Below are 16601 nucleotides of genomic sequence, written 5' to 3' on the forward strand. Positions count from 1 at the left end.
CTCCGGGCCGACCGGAACCGGCCCGGCGTGGTCAAATCGCCGAAAGTGACAACGACATGGAAGCCAGTGCACGAAATACCCTCGGTAACACCAGCGTACTCCGTCGACGGTCCGAGCGGACTCCCCCGTCCGGGCAGCGCAGCCGGCCAAGGACCGGGCACGTGGAGCCCGCCCGGCCGGGTCCGGTGACAACACACCCCCAGGCCCGCACCCGGGGTGCCGCGGACCCCGGGGGTGGTCCGGCGGCCACCGTCAACGAGCTGCGACTTCCAACCCCGCACTGTCCTTCAAATCGGTGGCCATACTCTCCATCAGCCGCCCGGCCTCCGCGTCCGTGGCGGCGGGCGGCACCACCAGCAGGTCACACCTGCCGCGGCCGGGCGCCAGCAGGCAGACGGCGGACGGGGAGTGCCGGGTGGTCGTCCGGCGCAGGCGTACGACCTGGTTCGCGACGAGCAGCCGGTTCGGGAACGGGGACCATACGGTCTCGTCCACGAGGACGCTGGTGACCTGTCCCCAGGCGTGCGCCAGTCCGGCCAGCAGCCTGGGCAGTTCGGTCGCCAGATCGGGCGAGCGGGGCCACCATGCGCCGTCGATGCGCCGGGGCATGTGGCCCTGTGCCGGCTGGGACACCAGGCGCAGGCGGACGGCGGACAACGAGGAGAGCGGGGGCGGTGGGGCAAGTGTCATGAGAACTCCTGAACGGGATGCGGTCGCTCGGGTTCACGCGCGGCGGGCGGCGATACGGTCCGGGGTGGGCCAGCGCACGTCCCAGACCCAGCCGAGGCGTTCGAAGAAACGGATCACGGCGGCGGACGGGTCGAGCTGGCCGCGGTCGACGCCGTGCCTGGCGCAGGTGGGGTCGGCATGGTGCAGGTTGTGCCAGCTCTCGCCGAACGAGAGCAGAGCCAGGGGCCACAGGTTGGTGGCGCGGTCGTGACGACGGGTACGGAAAGGCCGCTCACCGATCACATGGCAGAGGGAGTTCACGCTCCACGTGACGTGGTGGAGCAGAGCGATGCGGACAAGTCCCGCCCACAGCAGGGCGGTCAGTGCGGACACCCAGCTGCCGCCGATCAGCCACCCCGCGGCGAAGGGCAGCGCGAGAGTGAGTACACACAGGGCCGGGAAGGCCCGGGACACGACCCGGATGTCACGGTCGGCCAGCAGATCGGGAGCGTAGCGCGCCGCGGACGTGGGGTCGTTGCGGAACAGCCAGCCGACGTGGGCATCCGCTAGTCCGCGTAACTGGCCGCATACAGAAGTGCCGTAGCGATACGGAGAGTGAGGATCGCCCGGCCGGTCGGTGAAGGCGTGGTGGCGGCGATGGATGGCGACCCAGCCGATCACGTCACCCTGGAAGCTCATCGACCCGGCCACGGCGAGCGCGGTGCGCAGCGGCCGGACGGCCCGATAGCTGCCGTGGGTCAGGCCACGGTGGAAGCCGACCGTGACGCCGAGGCCCGTGACGGTGTAGAGCACCGCGGCGAGCAGGACATCGACGGGATGGATCAGGCGCCCCCACAGCAGCCATACGGCCAGGCTGAGTGCCAGGAACGGGAGGAAGACGATCAACGCCGTGATCGCCAGGGACAGCCGCTCGCTGCCGGTGCGCTCGGCAGCCGGTCCCTCGCGCGGGAAGGCCGCCCTCCCGTCGTACTCCGGGGACGGCGGGGCGCCTTCCGGCGGGACGGCGGACGGGGAACGGAGGATATGGAGAGACATGCGCGGTCCTTGACCTCGGTGACGACAGTGCGGCCGGGGTCTTGGGCTGCGCCTCTTGGACGGTGGGTGCGCAACGGCATCGCAGAGAGCGGATGCGAGTCGCACGGACGGTGGATACGGGAGCTACGCGGGTTTGGACTGGCTAGGACGTGCAGAGTGGGCGGCGGGGCCGTCAGGCGGTCTCGCCCTGGCGGGTGCTGTCGGCAGGCGGTCCGGTGGAGTCGAGCCAAGAGCCGAGCGGACCGCCGGCGCGCGAGGCGCCCAGTGTGAGGTGCAGTCACGTCCCCGCTCCTGAGGGGCCGCGACGAGGACGAGACCGGTCCGAACACCGGCGTACGACGCGCCCTCCAGTTGTCAGCGTACTCCTGCCGCTCGGGACAGCCGCTCCGGCGCATCTTTGTGATGCGGTGCCCGCCGAAACCACCGGCCGATGCCCGATGGCGGGATGACGGGTTGGTCAATCATGAACTGCTCCCGGGACGAGGAAGCGAATCCGCGACCAGTCACACTGCTGACCTTGCCGTGTCTCGTGTGGCAGCCCGGGGAGTCCCACGGACAGACCGGCTGCGACGACAACGGAGGTGGGCGGCGGGGCCGTCAGGTCGCCCTGGTCGGTGAGATCGGCGGGCGCGGGCATCTGCGCCACCTGCCAACAGCCCCTACCCAGCAGGACATATACGGCACCAGGACCGAGACAGACCTAACGGAGTCCTACTAGGCGGCTTGTGCGAAAGCGGCTGCCCCAAACGCACTCTGGCCTGTGGCTATGGTGGGCCGGGTCTTTGGGGAGGGCCGGACACTTTCGTGTAAGTCACCAACGGTGCCCCCGCTGGCGATCCGACCATGACCCAGCTCCGAAGGTACAAGCGGCTCCAAGAGGCTCCCGGACCTCGGCGCCTGCCGGTCACGTTGTGATGGTCCTCGGAGGTGGCGAAGTGCAGGGCGGTCAGGCCGAGATCTGTCCACGGCGTCCAGGCAGGCCGGCGGCGAGAGCCCGACGGCACCTGCGGCGGCATCGAGGTAAAACACTTGGAGTGTTCCTGACGAATACGAAAGCGCGGTGTGGGAGGGTCACAGCGGACATGCTCGGTTAACTGGCCGGCCTCGGACTGGAGTGGGCCGGGTCGGGCACGGGCTATCCAGGTGGGCCGTCATCAGGTGACGGCCCACCTTGTGGGATCGAGCGGCAGATGTTCAGCTCGCTGGGAGGGCGGGGCTTCGCTCGTCGAGGGCCGGGGCGCCTGCCACACGTGGACGGAGCGCAACCGTCTGATCGAACTCGGCCGCAAGGTCAATGGCGCCGTGGGCTGGAACCTGGGGTCCAAGCAGGTCTCCAATGGCCTGGGCTGCACGAGCGAGTAGCGCTGCTACGTGCGCGAGTCCTGGGAGCGCTCCTGAGCCTGCCAGGTCGGGCGGCCCCCCAGGTGGCGCAGTGCTGATGCCGCCGCCCCGGCGCCGCACATGCCGTGCACCCCAGGGCCGGGTGGGGTGGCCGCTGAGCACAGGAACACTCCGGGCAGGCCAGTGGCGTACGGGTCCAGCGCCGGGCGGGCGCCCAGGAGGAGCTGGGAGACTGTCTTCGCTCCGGTGAGGATGTCGCCGCCGGTGAAGTTGGGGTTGGCCGCTGCGAAGTCGGCGGGGCGGGTGACGTGTCGGCCCACGATTCGTTCGTGTACGCCGGGGGCGAAGCGTTCGAGCTGTCGGAGGATCGCCTCCGTGGCATCGCCGTCGTAGCCGTGCGGGACCTGGGCGTACGTCCAGACGGGGTGGACGTCGCCGACCGATCGGGAGGGGTCGGCAAGGTACTGCTGGCCGACCAGGACAAAGGGCCGCTCGGGCATCCGGCCCTGCGTCACGTCCCGTTCCGTCCGGGCCACTTCGGCGAGCGGGCCGCCGAGGTGCACGGTCCCGGCCCGTCGCGCCCGCTCGTCCCTCCAAGGCACGCCGCCCTCGACGGCCAGGTCCACCTTGAAGACGCCAGGGCCACGGCGGAAACGCCGGTACGCGCGCGTCACGCGGGCGGGCAGCCTGTCGCCGTAGAGGCCGGCCACCTGACCGGGGTCGAGGTCGAGCAGCGTCACGTCAGCGGGCGGGATCTGCCGCCGGGCGGTGATCGGCACGCCGGTCTCGATCGTGCCGCCGGCGGCGAGGAGAGCCGCGGCCATGCTGCGGGCGATGGACTGCGAGCCGCCCTCGGCGACGGCCCACCCGGCGGCGTGGCCGGAGGTGAGGATGCCTAGCCCGATCGCCGAGACGAGCGGGTCCCAGAACGGCCGGAACGCGTGCGCCGCCACCCCGGCCCACAGAGCCTGGGCCTGCCGGGTCCGGAAGAGGCGCGCGAGGATCGCGGGAGGCAGCACGGCCGGGAGGCCGAACCGGGCGAGCAGCAGCGGGTGCGCCGGGATCCGCAGCAGCGGACCCATCACGTCGTGCGCGAGGGCGTCCCAGCGCCGCACCAAGGGCTCCACCAGAGCCAGGTAGCGGCGGCCGTCCGGGCCGAGCCCGGCGGCGGTCTCCGTGACGGAGCGCAGCAGGACCCCGGCCGTCCCGTCGTCCAGCGGGTGCACACAGTCGATCTCCGGCAGCCGCCAGCGCAGCCCGTGGCGTTCGAGGCCGAGGGCCCGGAGCGCGGGCGAGGTGACGGCCATGGGGTGGATGGCCGAACAGTGGTCGTGCAGCAGGCCGGGCAGGATCGCCTCGTGGCTGCGCGTGCCGCCGCCGACCTCGTCGGCGGCCTCCAGCAGCGTGACGTCCAGGCCGTCCCGCGCGAGGAGGGCCGCAGCGGCGAGCCCGTTGGGCCCGCCACCGACGACGACCGCGGTCGTCATGACGCCAACCCCATGCGCGGAACGCCGGACGCCGAGCGTTGCGCATGACGAGACACGGCACCGCACACGGGACAGTCCGGGCCATCGATGGGCCCGGGCTGCCGGGTCACCATGTCGCCCACCGTGACCTGGCCTTGTCCGAGCAGGCCAAGGGCGGCGTCGTGGATCTCATACGCCACAGTCTGCCGGTGGATGGGCTGCCCTTCCAAATATCACTAACGTCAGCCGTGATCTTTTTCCTCGGTGCTTCCATGAGCCGAGGGCCTTGGTGGGTCAGGGCGATCCTTGCCGGTGACCTGGTCAACCGACCAGGTCCTCACCGAAAGATGGGATTGCGGGGAAGGACCGCTCCTGTGACACGCAGAGGTCGGTTCCCTTCCCTGGCCTCACGCAAAGCCTTCATGATCTCCTCGCTGTACTCCTTCCGCTCCGCCAGTGATACGAATCTCCTCCGGAGAGAATCGCGGAGCTGCTCATTTACTCAACACGCCGGTGAGGCCCCGGGTGTCGGATGGGGGCGGCATCGACCGAGGGGCTACGGATGCATGAATTTCCTTGCTGCCTGAGCTGACCTGGGAAGCGGCGTCACCGCGTCACCCGTCTCGGCTACGCAGGAAAGACCATTCAGCCTATTAAAAATCTTCTGAGTATTTGTGATCGGCTCGCCAAGCTGGGCGAAAGCATGCGCATGAGTTGCAAGTTGCGGCATGCGCCTGCGTAATATTCCAGGCGAAGAGACAGGCGATTCAGTGTGACGGAGAACCGCCAAATACGTCTCCATCCCCTCACAGGAGCTGGCCCTTCGATGACGCCCCATTTCCCTGTCGCGCCTCTGCGGCGCACTTTGTCGGTATGGATCGCGGCGGTACTTGCCGTGGTGATCTCCGCTGTCGTAGTCGCTGTGTCGCCGACGCAGGCAAGTGCCCTCGCCACGTTTGTAGATCTGGGCAGGGCGGACAGCTTCGCAGTACTGGCCGGTTCGGCCACCACCAACACCGGCCCCTCGGTGATCACCGGGGACGTCGGAGTGTCTCCGGGCACGTCCATCACCGGATACGGGCCGCCCGCCGTGGTGAACGGGACCCAGCACTCTGCGGACACTGTGGCCCAGGACGCCCAGACCGACCTGATCACGGCGTACGACGACGCTGCCGGGCAGCCCTCCGACGGGGCACTTCCCCCGGACGCCGGTGGCCTGGAACTGGATCCGGGCGTCTACACGGCCTCCACCACTCTCGGGCTCACCGGTACCCTCACCCTGAATGCCCATGGGGACCCCAACGCCGTCTGGGTGTTCCAGATCGGTTCGGGTCTGACGACGGCGTCCGGCAGCAGCGTGTCCCTCATCAACGGCGCCTCGCCGTGCAATGTGTTCTGGAAGGTCGGTAGTTCGGCCACTCTTGGCACCAGCACCGCCTTCGTGGGCAACATCCTGGCCATGACCTCGATCACTGCCACCACGAGCGCGACCATCGAGGGACGGGCGCTGGCCCGTAACGGTGCCGTGACGCTGGACACCAACACGATCACCCGGCCGCAGTGCGCGACCGGCACCACGGGTGCCACCACGACGGCCGGCACCACCGGTGCCACGACCACCGGCACCACCGGCGCCACCACCACCGGCACCACCGGCGCCACCACCACCGGCACCACCGGCGCCACCACCACCGGCACCACCGGCGCCACCACCACCGGCACCACCGGCGCCACCACCACCGGCACCACCGGCGCCACCACCACCGGCACCACCGGCGCCACCACCACCGGCACCACCGGCGCCACCACCACCGGCACCACCGGCGCCACCACCACCGGCACCACCGGCGCCACCACCACCGGCACCACCGGCGCCACCACCACCGGCACCACCGGCACCACCGGCGCCACCACCACCGGCACCACCGGCGCCACCACCACCGGCACCACCGGCGCCACCACCACCGGCACCACCGGTGGTACCACCACCGGCACCACCGGTGGTACCTCCGGTGGGAACGGCCATGGCTGCAAACCCGAACACAACGGGTACGGCGACGAGTATGGCGACAAGCCCGGCCAGGACGACAGCTACGGCTGTGACCCTGCCTAGCATGCGCGACCCACTCCAGCGTGGGTGACTGCTCGCAGGCAGCCACCCACGTGCGCGGGTTAGGACGGGTGGCGTGCGGCGCGGATCGTCATCGATTCCGCCGCACGCCGCAGGCGGAAACTCAGGAGAACCAGGTGCGAGAAGTCGGGACGGAAAGACCGGATAGAGCCGTCCGGGGTGGCATTGCGTCAGCAGATGCTGACGAATCGGACCAGGCGGGCGCCAGGCCGACCGTACAGAGAGGGAGCGGGAGACCGACTGCGTTCCCAGCGTCTTCAGAGCCGCCCGTCGTCCTGAAGGCCGGAGTACAAGTCGCCGTGGTCCTGTGCCTGGCGGCGGCCCTGGTGCATGTGCTCCTGGTGTTCCTGCAGGTGGCACCGCCGAATCCCGTCTCCCGGCAGTACAGTCGGCAGGTCAACGCCTGGGTCTTCCCGTTGTTCGAGCAGAACTGGCGGCTCTTCGCCCCGGACCCGGAGTCGGTCAACCGGCAGATTTCGGCAAGGACCATGCACACCGCCCCGGACGGCACCGCCGTAGTCAGCGGCTGGTTCGACCTCACCGCCATCGACACAGCCGCGGTGAAACACGATCCCTTCCCGAGCCACACAGCACAGAACATGCTGCGCCGGGCCTGGACTTCCTACGTCGAAACACACGGCGGCGACGACCATCCGCGCTCACAACGCGCTCTGATGATCCAACAATACCTGCGCAACATCGCAGCGGATCGCGTCGCCGCACATCGCCACAGCGCATTCGAGTCCATCCAACTGCGGGTGGTCACCCTGCCCATCACCGCGCCGCCCGCAGCGGGCGGCCCCGGTCCCGGCACGGCCCCACCACGGCCCACCGACACCCGTTACCTGCCCTGGTGGAAGGCGGCCCGCCATGCAACAGGCTGAGCAGACATCGCCCCCGGCAACCCCGCCGACGCGACCCGGACACGGCGCCGAGCGGGCGGGCGCACAGGCGCCGCGGCACATGCCGGCCCGTGTCGCTGCGCTCCTCACCCTCCTGCTGGAGCAGCCGATCTCCCTGTACGCCGCGGCGGTTCTGCGCATCGGGTACGGGTTCCTCTACTTCGCCTTCCTGCTGCGCGAGTTTCCCCACCGCGACGAGATCTGGGGTCCCGGCTCACCGTGGACGCCGGCACTGGCCAAGCAGCTCTTCGACCAGACCGGCTGGACCAGCATCCTCACCCTGTCCGACAGCCGGGCTTACTTCGAGGTCTGCTACGCGGCAGCCATCGTCATCTCCGCACTGTTCATGCTGGGCTGGCGGACCAGAGCGGTGTCCGTACTCTTCGCGGTCGTCGTGACGTCGTTCCACGCCAGGGCGATCTTCATGACGGACGGAGGGGACAACCTCATCCTCCTCATGGCCCTCTACCTCGTCGTCACCGCATGCGGCCGACGCTGGTCCCTCGACGCGCGCAGGGCCCGGCTCCGAGAATCCGCCGGCAAGACAGTCCTGCTTCCGCTGGACCGGGCATCCGGCGAACTGGGACGCCACCTCCGCGACGCGCGCCTGACAGTGATCACCGTGCTGCACAACTGCGGCATGCTCGTCATCGCCGCCCAGGTCTGCTTCCTCTACGGATCCGCGGGCCTGTACAAGGTGCAGGGCGCCTCCTGGGGCAACGGAACCGCCCTCCATTACGTCCTGAATCTGGACCTGTTCCAGCCCTGGCCCGCGCTCTCCGCCATGGCGGACGAACACGACGTACTGATCGCCATCACCTGCTACCTGACGGTGCTGTTGCAGGTGGCCTTCCCGTTCGTCCTGTTCGGCAGGCTCAAGTACCCCGTCCTGACCACGCTGTTGGGCATGCACGTGGGTATCGCGGTGTTCCTGGGCCTGCCGCTCTTCTCCGGCGCGATGATCGTCGCGGACGCCGTGTTCCTTCCGGACCGCTTCTACCGGTACTTGGGACAGCTCTCGCGGCGAGTTGTCCCGTGGGCCGACGTCAGGGGGGCACAGACTCCGACCGCAGAGGCTGCACTGGTACCTCCGCAGCCGGAACATACCGGCTGAGGCCGACACTTGGTGCCGTTGCACGACCGGACATCCAACTCGCTGACCATCCGGCGCATCACGGCTTTCAGCCCTCGTCAGGGCCAGCAGATACCCTCGGCGTCGCGCTCCGGGCTGCCGGACCGGGTAGAAGCACCGTGGTTGGGCCCCAGGTCCAGCAGCCCCACCCATCCAGCGCGCAGACCCGCCTTCCGTCCGGTCTGTTGGCCGGCCGCAAGCCCGGACGGCGGTGCCCGCGCTCAGTGGATGTTGCTGCCTGACTTCGATGGCCCCGGTCACGTCCGCTGGAGTGGTGTATCGCCGGCCACTCGGTGATCTCGTTTTGAGGCTATGCGGTGAGTTCGGTCGGGAGGACGGTCTCGTCGGTTTCTGACTCGATCGGGTGGAGCCGGGCCTTGGCCAGCAGGTCGAGTCCCATGTAGCGGCGGGCCTCGGTCCATTCGTCGTTCTGCTCGGCCAGCACGGCGCCGACCAGGCGGATCAGCGCGGTGCGGTCGGGGAAGATGCCGACGACGTCGGTGCGACGTCGGATCTCCTTGTTCAGCCGTTCCTGTGGGTTGTTCGACCAGATCTGCCGCCAGATCTCGCGTGGGAAGGCGGTGAAGGCCAGCAGGTCGTGCTGAGCGGCGTCCAAGTGGGCTGCTGCCTTGGGGAACTTGGCTTCCAGGGCATCCAGAACGTGCCGCATCTGGGCCTGGACAGCGTCGGTGTCGGGTTGTTCGAAGACGGTCCGCAGCAGGGTGGCCACCCACGGCTGAGCGGACTTCGGGACCTGGCTCAGCAAATTTCGGGCGTAATGCGTGCGGCACCGCTGCCAGGATGCGCCGGGCAGGACCGCGCCGATCGCGTTCACCAGGCCGGTGTGCGCGTCGGAGACGACCAGCTGGACACCGGACAGGCCGCGGGCGGTCAGGGAGCGCAGGAAGGCGAGCCAGCCCGCACCGTCCTCGGCCGTGGCGACGTCGATGCCGAGGATCTCGCGGTGTCCGTCGGCGTTGACGCCGACTGCGATCAGAGCGTGGACGTTGATGATGCGGCCGCCCTCGCGGACCTTCTGGGTCAGCGCGTCCACCCAGACGAACGTGTAGGGCCCGGCATCGAGCGGCCGGTTGCGGAACGCGGTGACCTGATCGTCCAGATGCTTGGCCATCGCGCTGACCTGGGACTTCGACAGCTGGGTGACGCCGAGGGACTCGGCGAGCTTCTCGACGCGGCGGGTGGACACACCGAGCAGGTAGGCGGTGGCGACCACCGAGACGAGGGCCTGCTCGGCCCGCCGGCGGCGTTCCAGGAGCCAGTGCGGGAAGTAACTGCCCTGCCGCAGCTTGGGGACGGCGAGTTCGACGGTCCCTGCGCGGGTGTCCCACTCGCGCGGGCGATAACCGTTGCGGTGATTGACGCGTTCCTCGCTGACCTGCCCGTATTCGGCATTGCAGAGGGCATCGGCCTCCGCGGACATGAGCGCGTCGGCGAACGTCTTGACCATCGCGCGCAGCAGATCGGGACTCGCCGCGGCGAGGTTGTCCTCGGCGAGAGCGTGCAGGGGCAGACTGTCTGGTGCGGTCATCGTGCTGATCTCCTTCGAGCCTAGACATCTCGAAGATCAGCCGGTGGCCGTTCTCATATCCGGACCCTCACTCCGACGCCGGGACAAACACCCGGATCAGGTGGGAACCGGTACACCACTTCCAGAGACGCAACCATGGCCCCTGGTCTCTGAGGGGAAACCAGAGGCCGTCTCCAATGGCAGTCGGTCACCGGGGCCAAACGCGTTCGTGGTCCCCCGGCACGGGCCGAGGAAAGCAGCCGCGGAACCACAGGACACCGGCGCACGCGTGCCATCCCCGATAACGCCTGTCACCGGCTGAGGTCACGGCACGAGCAACCACCCGTGCTGCCTTCAGTGAGGGTGTGGGAGAAGGCGAGGCGGAAGGCGGACCCGAGCCTGGTGGGTCTCGTTCGCCCCCGTCCGGCGCCGTTCAATGGTGCCGCTACCGCTCGCTCCGCCCCAGGTCAGAAAATCCCGTTTCCCACCGAACCCCGGAGGAGGGCTTGGAGAGCGTGGTGGGTGCGACTCCCGCGGTGAGGCCGTCGGAATACTCAGGGGCGGTTTGTCGCGTCGATGCGTGACTTGGTGGCGTCGGTGATGAAGTCGTGCGTGCTTTCCGGGCTTAGGGCTCGGGCCCGGAGGTGGTCGTACATCATGGCGTACTGCTGTACGGCGGATTGTCTTTCCAGGTAAAGGTCGCTGGTGAAGCGTTCCAGGTACACCACCTCTGTCTGCAGGCCGTCGGCGAACCGCAGGATGGAGAACTGTCCTGAGAGTCCCGGGTGGGCGCCCACCGTGTGGGGGAGGACTCGCACGGTGATGTGCGGCTCGGCGCCGAGTGCGTTCAGATGCTCCAGCTGCTCACGCATGACGTCGGGGCCGCCGACGACACGGCGCAGTGCCGATTCCTCCAGGACGACCCGCAGACGTAGTGGTGAGGTGGGGTCGTAGATCCGGTGCTGACGGCGTAGCAACACCTTGAGGCGCCGGGCGGCCTGTTCGGCAGTGATCGAGGGAATCGTTTCCTCGATGACGGCACTGGCGTAGGCGGGGGTCTGCAGCAGGCTGGGAATCACCATGGGCTCATAGGCATGGATCGAGGCGGCGTCCGTCTCGAGGCCGATATGGACGCTGCGGGGGTGCTCTCCGTAGGCGCTCCACCATCCCTGCTGTGCCGACTCCTGGGCCATGCGCATCAGGGAGTCGACGACCTGGTGGTCCGTCACCCCGTAGATGGTGCAAAGGTCGCGTACATCGCGGGGGCTGATGGCACGGCGGCCGTTCTCCATATGGCTGATCTTGGGCTGGGAGACCATGAGCCGCTCAGCCACTTCCGTGCTCTTCAGCCCACTGTCATGGCGGAGCCGGCGCAGTTCGGCCCCCAGACGGCGTCTCCTCACGGTGGGGCTGATGATCACCGTCATGCGCGGGGTACCTCCGGATCCACGGTGTTGTCAGGTCCGAAGGTTGCCATGGGGCACGACTTGTCGATCATGTGCCATGCCGTCGTGTGCGTGGATCGGTGAAACGGACTGTGACGTTGTCATCCACAGCGGGTCGAGGACCTCGATGAGCGCCGGAAGCTCCGCCTTCAGATCGCGGAAGCGGGGCCACCAGGCGCCGCCGATCAGTGCTGGAGTGGTGCCGGCGGGTGCCAGTTCGAGTCTGAGCAGTAGGCCGCAACGACCTTCGCCCCCTCGGCTTCAACAACCGCCAGGTTCGCGTCGCGGGGTACGAGATCGCCTCAAGAGTCAGACGGGCCTTAACCCGGATTCTTGGACACGGGCTATGCGGCTTGGGCCAGGGTAGTTGCTGTCGTGGCGAGTGCCGTCTCGTAGGCGATGGGACTGCGTTGTCCGAGGCGGGAGTGACGGCGTCGGATGGCTTCGCCCGAACCAATGCCCAACCTGGCCGGAGCAGGCTGAGAATGAGTTGACTCCCCGCCCACTCGCGACCGGCAATGACAGACAGCCGTCTGGGCCGCCTTACGGTCGCCCTCCATCGGCCATCGCACGAACGGCTTCGAGCCCTCATTCTGGTGCACGGTTGTCCGCAAGTCATGGGGCGGGCTGCCAAAGAGGCTGCCTAGCAACTCGGCAAAGGCACCGGCGAGTGCTTGGGAACTCGGTCTACTCGAGTAACGGGGAACAGCAGCACCGCACGAAGGGGCGCCCGCGTGGAAGGCATGGCGCATGTGGGCGCTGCCGGACCCGATGCTCGCGGCCCCCGTCACCGACCCGGCGCCGCCCGATGGGTGGGCCGCCGAGGAGAAGTGGGACGGTTCTCCAGACACCTCGTGATGTCTCATTCGCGTTGGCACCGTTCACCCAGGTCACGACTGGTCCTCCGTGCGTGCGGCTGAGGCTTGCCGGGTGTCTGCGCCGCTGCTGACGTGCCGCTGGGTCTCCTGGGGGCCGTGCCAGTCCAGGCAGACGGCGGTGGCATCGTCTTCGAGCCGGCCGTCGGCGGCGTCCCGGACCGCGGACGTCAGCGCCAGCACGGTCTCCCTCGGGTGCAGATTCCGGGTACACCCCAGCAGGGCGGGCAGATCGACCTTCTCTCCGTGACGTTCGAGCATGCCGTCGGTGACCATGAGCAGACGGTCACCGGGCCGCAGGTCGAGGTCCTGCACACGGTACGGGTGGGGAGTCAGCTCAGACAGCCCGAAGGGATGGTCCACCTCGCAGGCAATCGTCTCCACAGCCCCGTCGCGCATGCACAGCGGCCAGGGATGACCGGCGTTGACGAACCGGGCCCGCCCGGTATGGAGATTGATGCGCAGGAGCTGCCCGGTGGCATGACCGTGGCCGTGTTCGATCAGTGCCTGGTCTGCCCGGTGGGCCTGTTCGCCCAGGCCGGTGCCCGCCCGGCGGGCACCGCGCAGGGCGCCCACCAGGATCGTGGCGGCCAGGGCGGAATCCATGTCGTGGCCCATGGGATCGGTCACCGACACGTGCAAGGTGTCGCGGTCCACGGTGTAGTCGAAGGTGTCGCCGCTGAGGTCCTCGGAGGGCTCCAGGTTCCCGCACAGGGTGAACTGTGCGGCCTCGCACGACAGCGACAGGGGCAGCAGCTGGTACTGGATTTCAGCTGCCAGGGTGGCCGGCTTGGAGCGTTTGCCCCAGGTGTAGAGATCGGTGAAGCGGCCGTTGGCGATCACGATGTAGGCCAGGATGTGGGCGGCTTCCCCGACTGCGTCGAGCACATCCTCGCCAGGGCCGGTCGGCAGGAGCAGTTCCAGCAGCCCGATCGCATCCCCGCGGTTGGTGACGGGCACGATCACCCGCTGCCCCTCGCCGGTCGCGTCCTGATACGGGCGCTGGGTACGGATCACCTCCTCGTAGACACTGCCGAACAGGGGAACCCGCTCGGCCTGCCGCCCACCCTGAGTGGGAGCGGTGGACAGCCGAGCCACCGCCTTCCCCGTCAGGTCCACGATGAGGAAAGAGACCTTAGTGGCCTCGAAACGCCGCCGCAGGTCCTCCGCGATCACGTCGACGGCGTCCGCCGGCGCCGCTGTCTCCGCTGCTGTCAGCAATCGGGTGATCCCACTTTGTCCACCGCTCACGACCGCAGTCCTTTCCACAACCCCCCACCAGCTTGGTAATAACCGCAGTGAGCGTCAATCCGTGAACAGTCACGCTCCGGCGTTCGCCCGCGGACGGTGCCGCCACGGCTGCTCTGTACAAAAGCGGCTCGACGGGCCCATGTCTTAGGAGACACGCCAGAGTCTGGAGAACGATCGCTGGAGAGCGCTGCTCTCTCTGGATGCCGGGCGTTTGGTGTTGCGCTATCGCAGGGGCAGGAACCTCGCACCGTCCTTCCCCGAGGTTCGTTTCGGGCACGGTCCAGCTGCCGACGCGACGGCCCTGGACGGCGAGCTGGTCGTACGGGAAATCCAGCAGGCTCGCCTTCGAGCGACTCCAGGGTCGCCTCCAGGGCGCCAGGGCTGCTCCGGAACGCCTCTTTGCCGAACAGAACCTCACCGCGCCGTGAGCGCTGTGCCCGTCGTTCCCCTCGCTGACCTGGGGATTCACGAAACTGCGGACAGGGCCCGGAAAGCGGCCAGGGCTACTTGTCGCCCCACTTGGTCCGGCGTTCAGCGGAGTGGGGAGTTTCAGCAAGCGTCGCGCCCGCTGCCGACCACGCGGCCGGTACGTTGGCGGCCACCGGTCCCGTGCTGACGTGGACCCGCAACGCAGCCGGCCCGCAATCCCGCAGTTCAGGGGCGGCCACTCCGCCGACCTGACCGCCGAATGCCGAGCCGGGTCCCATGGCCGGCCGCTTCACCGTGCCGTCGGGCCCGTTCCGTGGGGCATTCCTCGATACCGATGACCCGCAGTAGTTCCAGCCGCTCGCGAGCCTCGGCGACGCCGAGCGCGGCGCCGTGGTCGGCGAGCAGAAGACGGATGCCGCACCGGCCGCTCCCAGGAAGGCGCTGTGCACGGTGGCCAGCGGGGAGTCGGGCGGTGCGTCCAGGTCCACCCGCTCCTGAAGGACGGGAGCGCCTCCTATCAGTACCTGGACCAGGGGCGAGTAGGTCGCCTCCCCGACCGGGGGCAGATGGCCGCGCCAGTCCTCCTGCCCGGCTGCACGGCCCTCCGGACCGGTCACGGCCACTCGGTGCACCTGACGGGAGCCGACCCGCAGGTCCACCGCGGCCCAGTCGGCGGGGCGGGGAGCAAGGCTGCGGCTTATCCGGGCGAGGGCCTCGTCCACCTCCAGGGTCTGACCGAGCACGTCGGTGATCTCCGCGACGAGTGTCAGCCGCTCGGCGAGGCTCTCCAGAGCGCTCGTATGAGCCGCTCGTTCCGCCTGTTCCACCCGTTCCGCCTGTTCCACCCGTTCCGACCGCTCGGCGCGTTCCGCTCGTTCCCTACCGGCACGGCGGTCCGCCGCGGTCTCGACGATCAACACGACCATGCCCTGGCAGACGCCGGAGACGTCGTCCGCCAGGGGGGTGGCCGACCAGGAGATCGGGACCAGCCGTCCGTCACCACGCAGGCACCTGTCGTCGTCCCCGCGTGCCGCACGCCTCTCGGCCAGTGCCCACAGCAGCGGGCAGCGCTCCCGCGGAATGAGGGCACCTCCCGGGTCGCGATGGCACAGGGTCGTGCGTGGAACTCGCCGTCACCACCCGCCAGACCAACGGCGGGGCCATGGGCACCACCACTGCGGTCCCGTCAGCAGCTACCCCGGCTCGTTGGCTGAACCGGAGGAGCCTGAGTCGAGCCAGCCCCATGGATACGCTGCTGAACGCCGCCCGCCTCCGAGTCCCCCTCCCGAGTCCCCCACCCACACCGAAATGGCTGCCGCGATGTGCGACAGGCGCTCAATCTAAGCCGCGACCGGTGCGCAGGGCCCCGGGAGGAGGGGATGCTCTGGGACGCCGCGATCAAGACGTCTTCTTCCGGCTGCGGTTGATGCACTCCGAACGCACGGCCGTCGGCGCCCGCACCGGAGACCCGCGAACCGACTGTGAACACGGTCGGTCGAGCCAGGACGATACCCGGCCTCGTGATCCTGCCCCGGTATCTGATGGGCGAACAGTCCTCCGCCCGGATCGGGCGCGCCGACAGCCACCCGCGACCATGGACGGCACATCCCGCGATCCGAGCGGTACAGATCGTCGCAGGGCAGGGCCCACCGTCATGGCCGAGTTGAACCCTGAGTGAGCTCCGCTCCACCGGCTGCTGCGCGCCGTGGAACGGGATGCACGAAAACGGCAACCTGGGGTAATAGTCGAACTGTCGTCCTCGCAATTCCGTACGGCACCGGCGACCCGGACGGGAAACCCGAGGTCTGGGATGTGATCATGATGGAAGACTCTCTGAACGGCACCCCGATGCGGCTCGAGGGGCACTTGGTTCCGGCACGGACACCGCTCCTGAACAAAATCAGCGAGTTGCAGACGGAAGTCAGTCAGCTGCAGGAGGCCGTCGTCTCCCACACCGTGGTGGACCAAGCGATCGGTGTGGTCATCACCCTCGGTGGCCTGCATCCCGAGCAGGGCTTCCAAGTGCTACGAGAGGTCTCACAGCACACCAATACGAAACTGCGGCAGGTCTCCGAACTGATCGTGGAGTGGGTACACAGCGAACAGCTGCCCGACGAGATCCGCACCTCCCTGGACAAGGCACTGGCCACCGCACGATACATCTGAACGCAGAACAGCTCTGCCGCCCGCGTTCTGAGTCGGACGGCAGGGCGGGCGGACGAGTGGAATGCCAGCTCACTTCCGAACCCGCACGCGACGCGACCTCCGCTCAACGTGTCCCCGAACCCATCTGACCAAAACGTCGCACGCCAGACTCTCCGGCGGTCGCTGATCACGCACGCTACGAAGCGCCGGGGCCAAACCGGAACGCAGCTC

13 protein-coding genes are annotated in these 16601 nt (G+C 68.7%); 4 read left to right on the forward strand and 9 right to left on the reverse strand.

Features of this window, described 5'->3' with window-relative positions; translation table 11 throughout:
• Window positions 1-252: 252 nt before the first annotated feature.
• The 4 genes from BLW82_RS08460 to BLW82_RS46230 form a co-directional block, all read right to left on the reverse strand.
• Window positions 253-690 carry a DUF5994 family protein gene (locus BLW82_RS08460; protein ID WP_093498214.1) on the reverse strand — a complete coding sequence of 146 codons (438 nt, stop codon included), beginning with the start codon at window positions 688-690 and terminating at the stop codon, window positions 253-255.
• Window positions 691-723: 33 nt separating this feature from the next.
• Window positions 724-1725: an acyl-CoA desaturase gene (locus BLW82_RS08465; RefSeq protein WP_093498215.1), complete on the reverse strand. Its 1002-nt coding sequence runs from the start codon at window positions 1723-1725 to the stop codon at window positions 724-726.
• 1367 nt (window positions 1726-3092) lie between these two features.
• Window positions 3093-4553 (reverse strand): phytoene desaturase family protein, encoded by a 1461-nt coding sequence (locus BLW82_RS08475; protein WP_093498217.1) that lies wholly within the window; start codon window positions 4551-4553, stop codon window positions 3093-3095.
• Window positions 4550-4762 carry a DUF3556 domain-containing protein gene (locus tag BLW82_RS46230; protein WP_093498218.1) on the reverse strand — a complete coding sequence of 71 codons (213 nt, stop codon included), beginning with the start codon at window positions 4760-4762 and terminating at the stop codon, window positions 4550-4552. The genes BLW82_RS08475 and BLW82_RS46230 overlap by 4 nt, the downstream gene beginning before the upstream one ends.
• 692 nt (window positions 4763-5454) lie before the next feature.
• Here BLW82_RS46230 and BLW82_RS08485 point away from each other — a divergent pair.
• From BLW82_RS08485 to BLW82_RS08495, 3 genes are all read left to right on the forward strand, one after another.
• Window positions 5455-6645: an ice-binding family protein gene (locus tag BLW82_RS08485; RefSeq protein ID WP_371131315.1), complete on the forward strand. Its 1191-nt coding sequence runs from the start codon at window positions 5455-5457 to the stop codon at window positions 6643-6645.
• Between the two features lie 317 nt (window positions 6646-6962).
• Window positions 6963-7547, forward strand: coding sequence for a DUF5819 family protein (locus BLW82_RS08490; protein WP_093498220.1), 585 nt, complete (start codon window positions 6963-6965; stop codon window positions 7545-7547).
• A 79-nt stretch (window positions 7548-7626) separates the two neighbouring features.
• A complete protein-coding gene (locus tag BLW82_RS08495) occupies window positions 7627-8679 on the forward strand; it encodes an HTTM domain-containing protein (RefSeq protein ID WP_093498221.1) in 1053 nt (350 codons plus the stop codon).
• A 328-nt stretch (window positions 8680-9007) separates the two neighbouring features.
• On the opposite strand, the gene BLW82_RS08500 is transcribed toward BLW82_RS08495, so the two are convergent.
• From BLW82_RS08500 to BLW82_RS08520, 5 genes are all read right to left on the reverse strand, one after another.
• Window positions 9008-10246 carry an IS256 family transposase gene (locus tag BLW82_RS08500; RefSeq protein WP_093496986.1) on the reverse strand — a complete coding sequence of 413 codons (1239 nt, stop codon included), beginning with the start codon at window positions 10244-10246 and terminating at the stop codon, window positions 9008-9010.
• Between the two features lie 533 nt (window positions 10247-10779).
• Entirely contained in the window at window positions 10780-11652 is an 873-nt protein-coding gene (locus BLW82_RS08505) for a helix-turn-helix domain-containing protein (protein ID WP_093498222.1), read from the reverse strand.
• Window positions 11653-11682: 30 nt separating this feature from the next.
• The gene (locus BLW82_RS45270; RefSeq protein ID WP_371131479.1) at window positions 11683-11901 is read right to left on the reverse strand and encodes a DUF5994 family protein; all 219 of its coding nucleotides are present in this window, start codon (window positions 11899-11901) and stop codon (window positions 11683-11685) included.
• Window positions 11902-12560: 659 nt separating this feature from the next.
• Window positions 12561-13775: a PP2C family protein-serine/threonine phosphatase gene (locus tag BLW82_RS08515; protein WP_256216190.1), complete on the reverse strand. Its 1215-nt coding sequence runs from the start codon at window positions 13773-13775 to the stop codon at window positions 12561-12563.
• 524 nt (window positions 13776-14299) lie between these two features.
• Window positions 14300-15151, reverse strand: coding sequence for a hypothetical protein (locus tag BLW82_RS08520; RefSeq protein WP_093498224.1), 852 nt, complete (start codon window positions 15149-15151; stop codon window positions 14300-14302).
• Window positions 15152-16043: 892 nt separating this feature from the next.
• On the opposite strand from BLW82_RS08520, the gene BLW82_RS08525 reads away from it, so the two are divergent.
• Complete coding sequence (locus BLW82_RS08525) at window positions 16044-16391, forward strand: ANTAR domain-containing protein (protein WP_371131480.1); 348 nt, start codon at window positions 16044-16046, stop codon at window positions 16389-16391.
• Window positions 16392-16601: the final 210 nt, after the last annotated feature.

It is taken from the genome of Streptomyces sp. Ag109_O5-10, assembly GCF_900105755.1.
Lineage (GTDB): Bacteria > Actinomycetota > Actinomycetes > Streptomycetales > Streptomycetaceae > Streptomyces.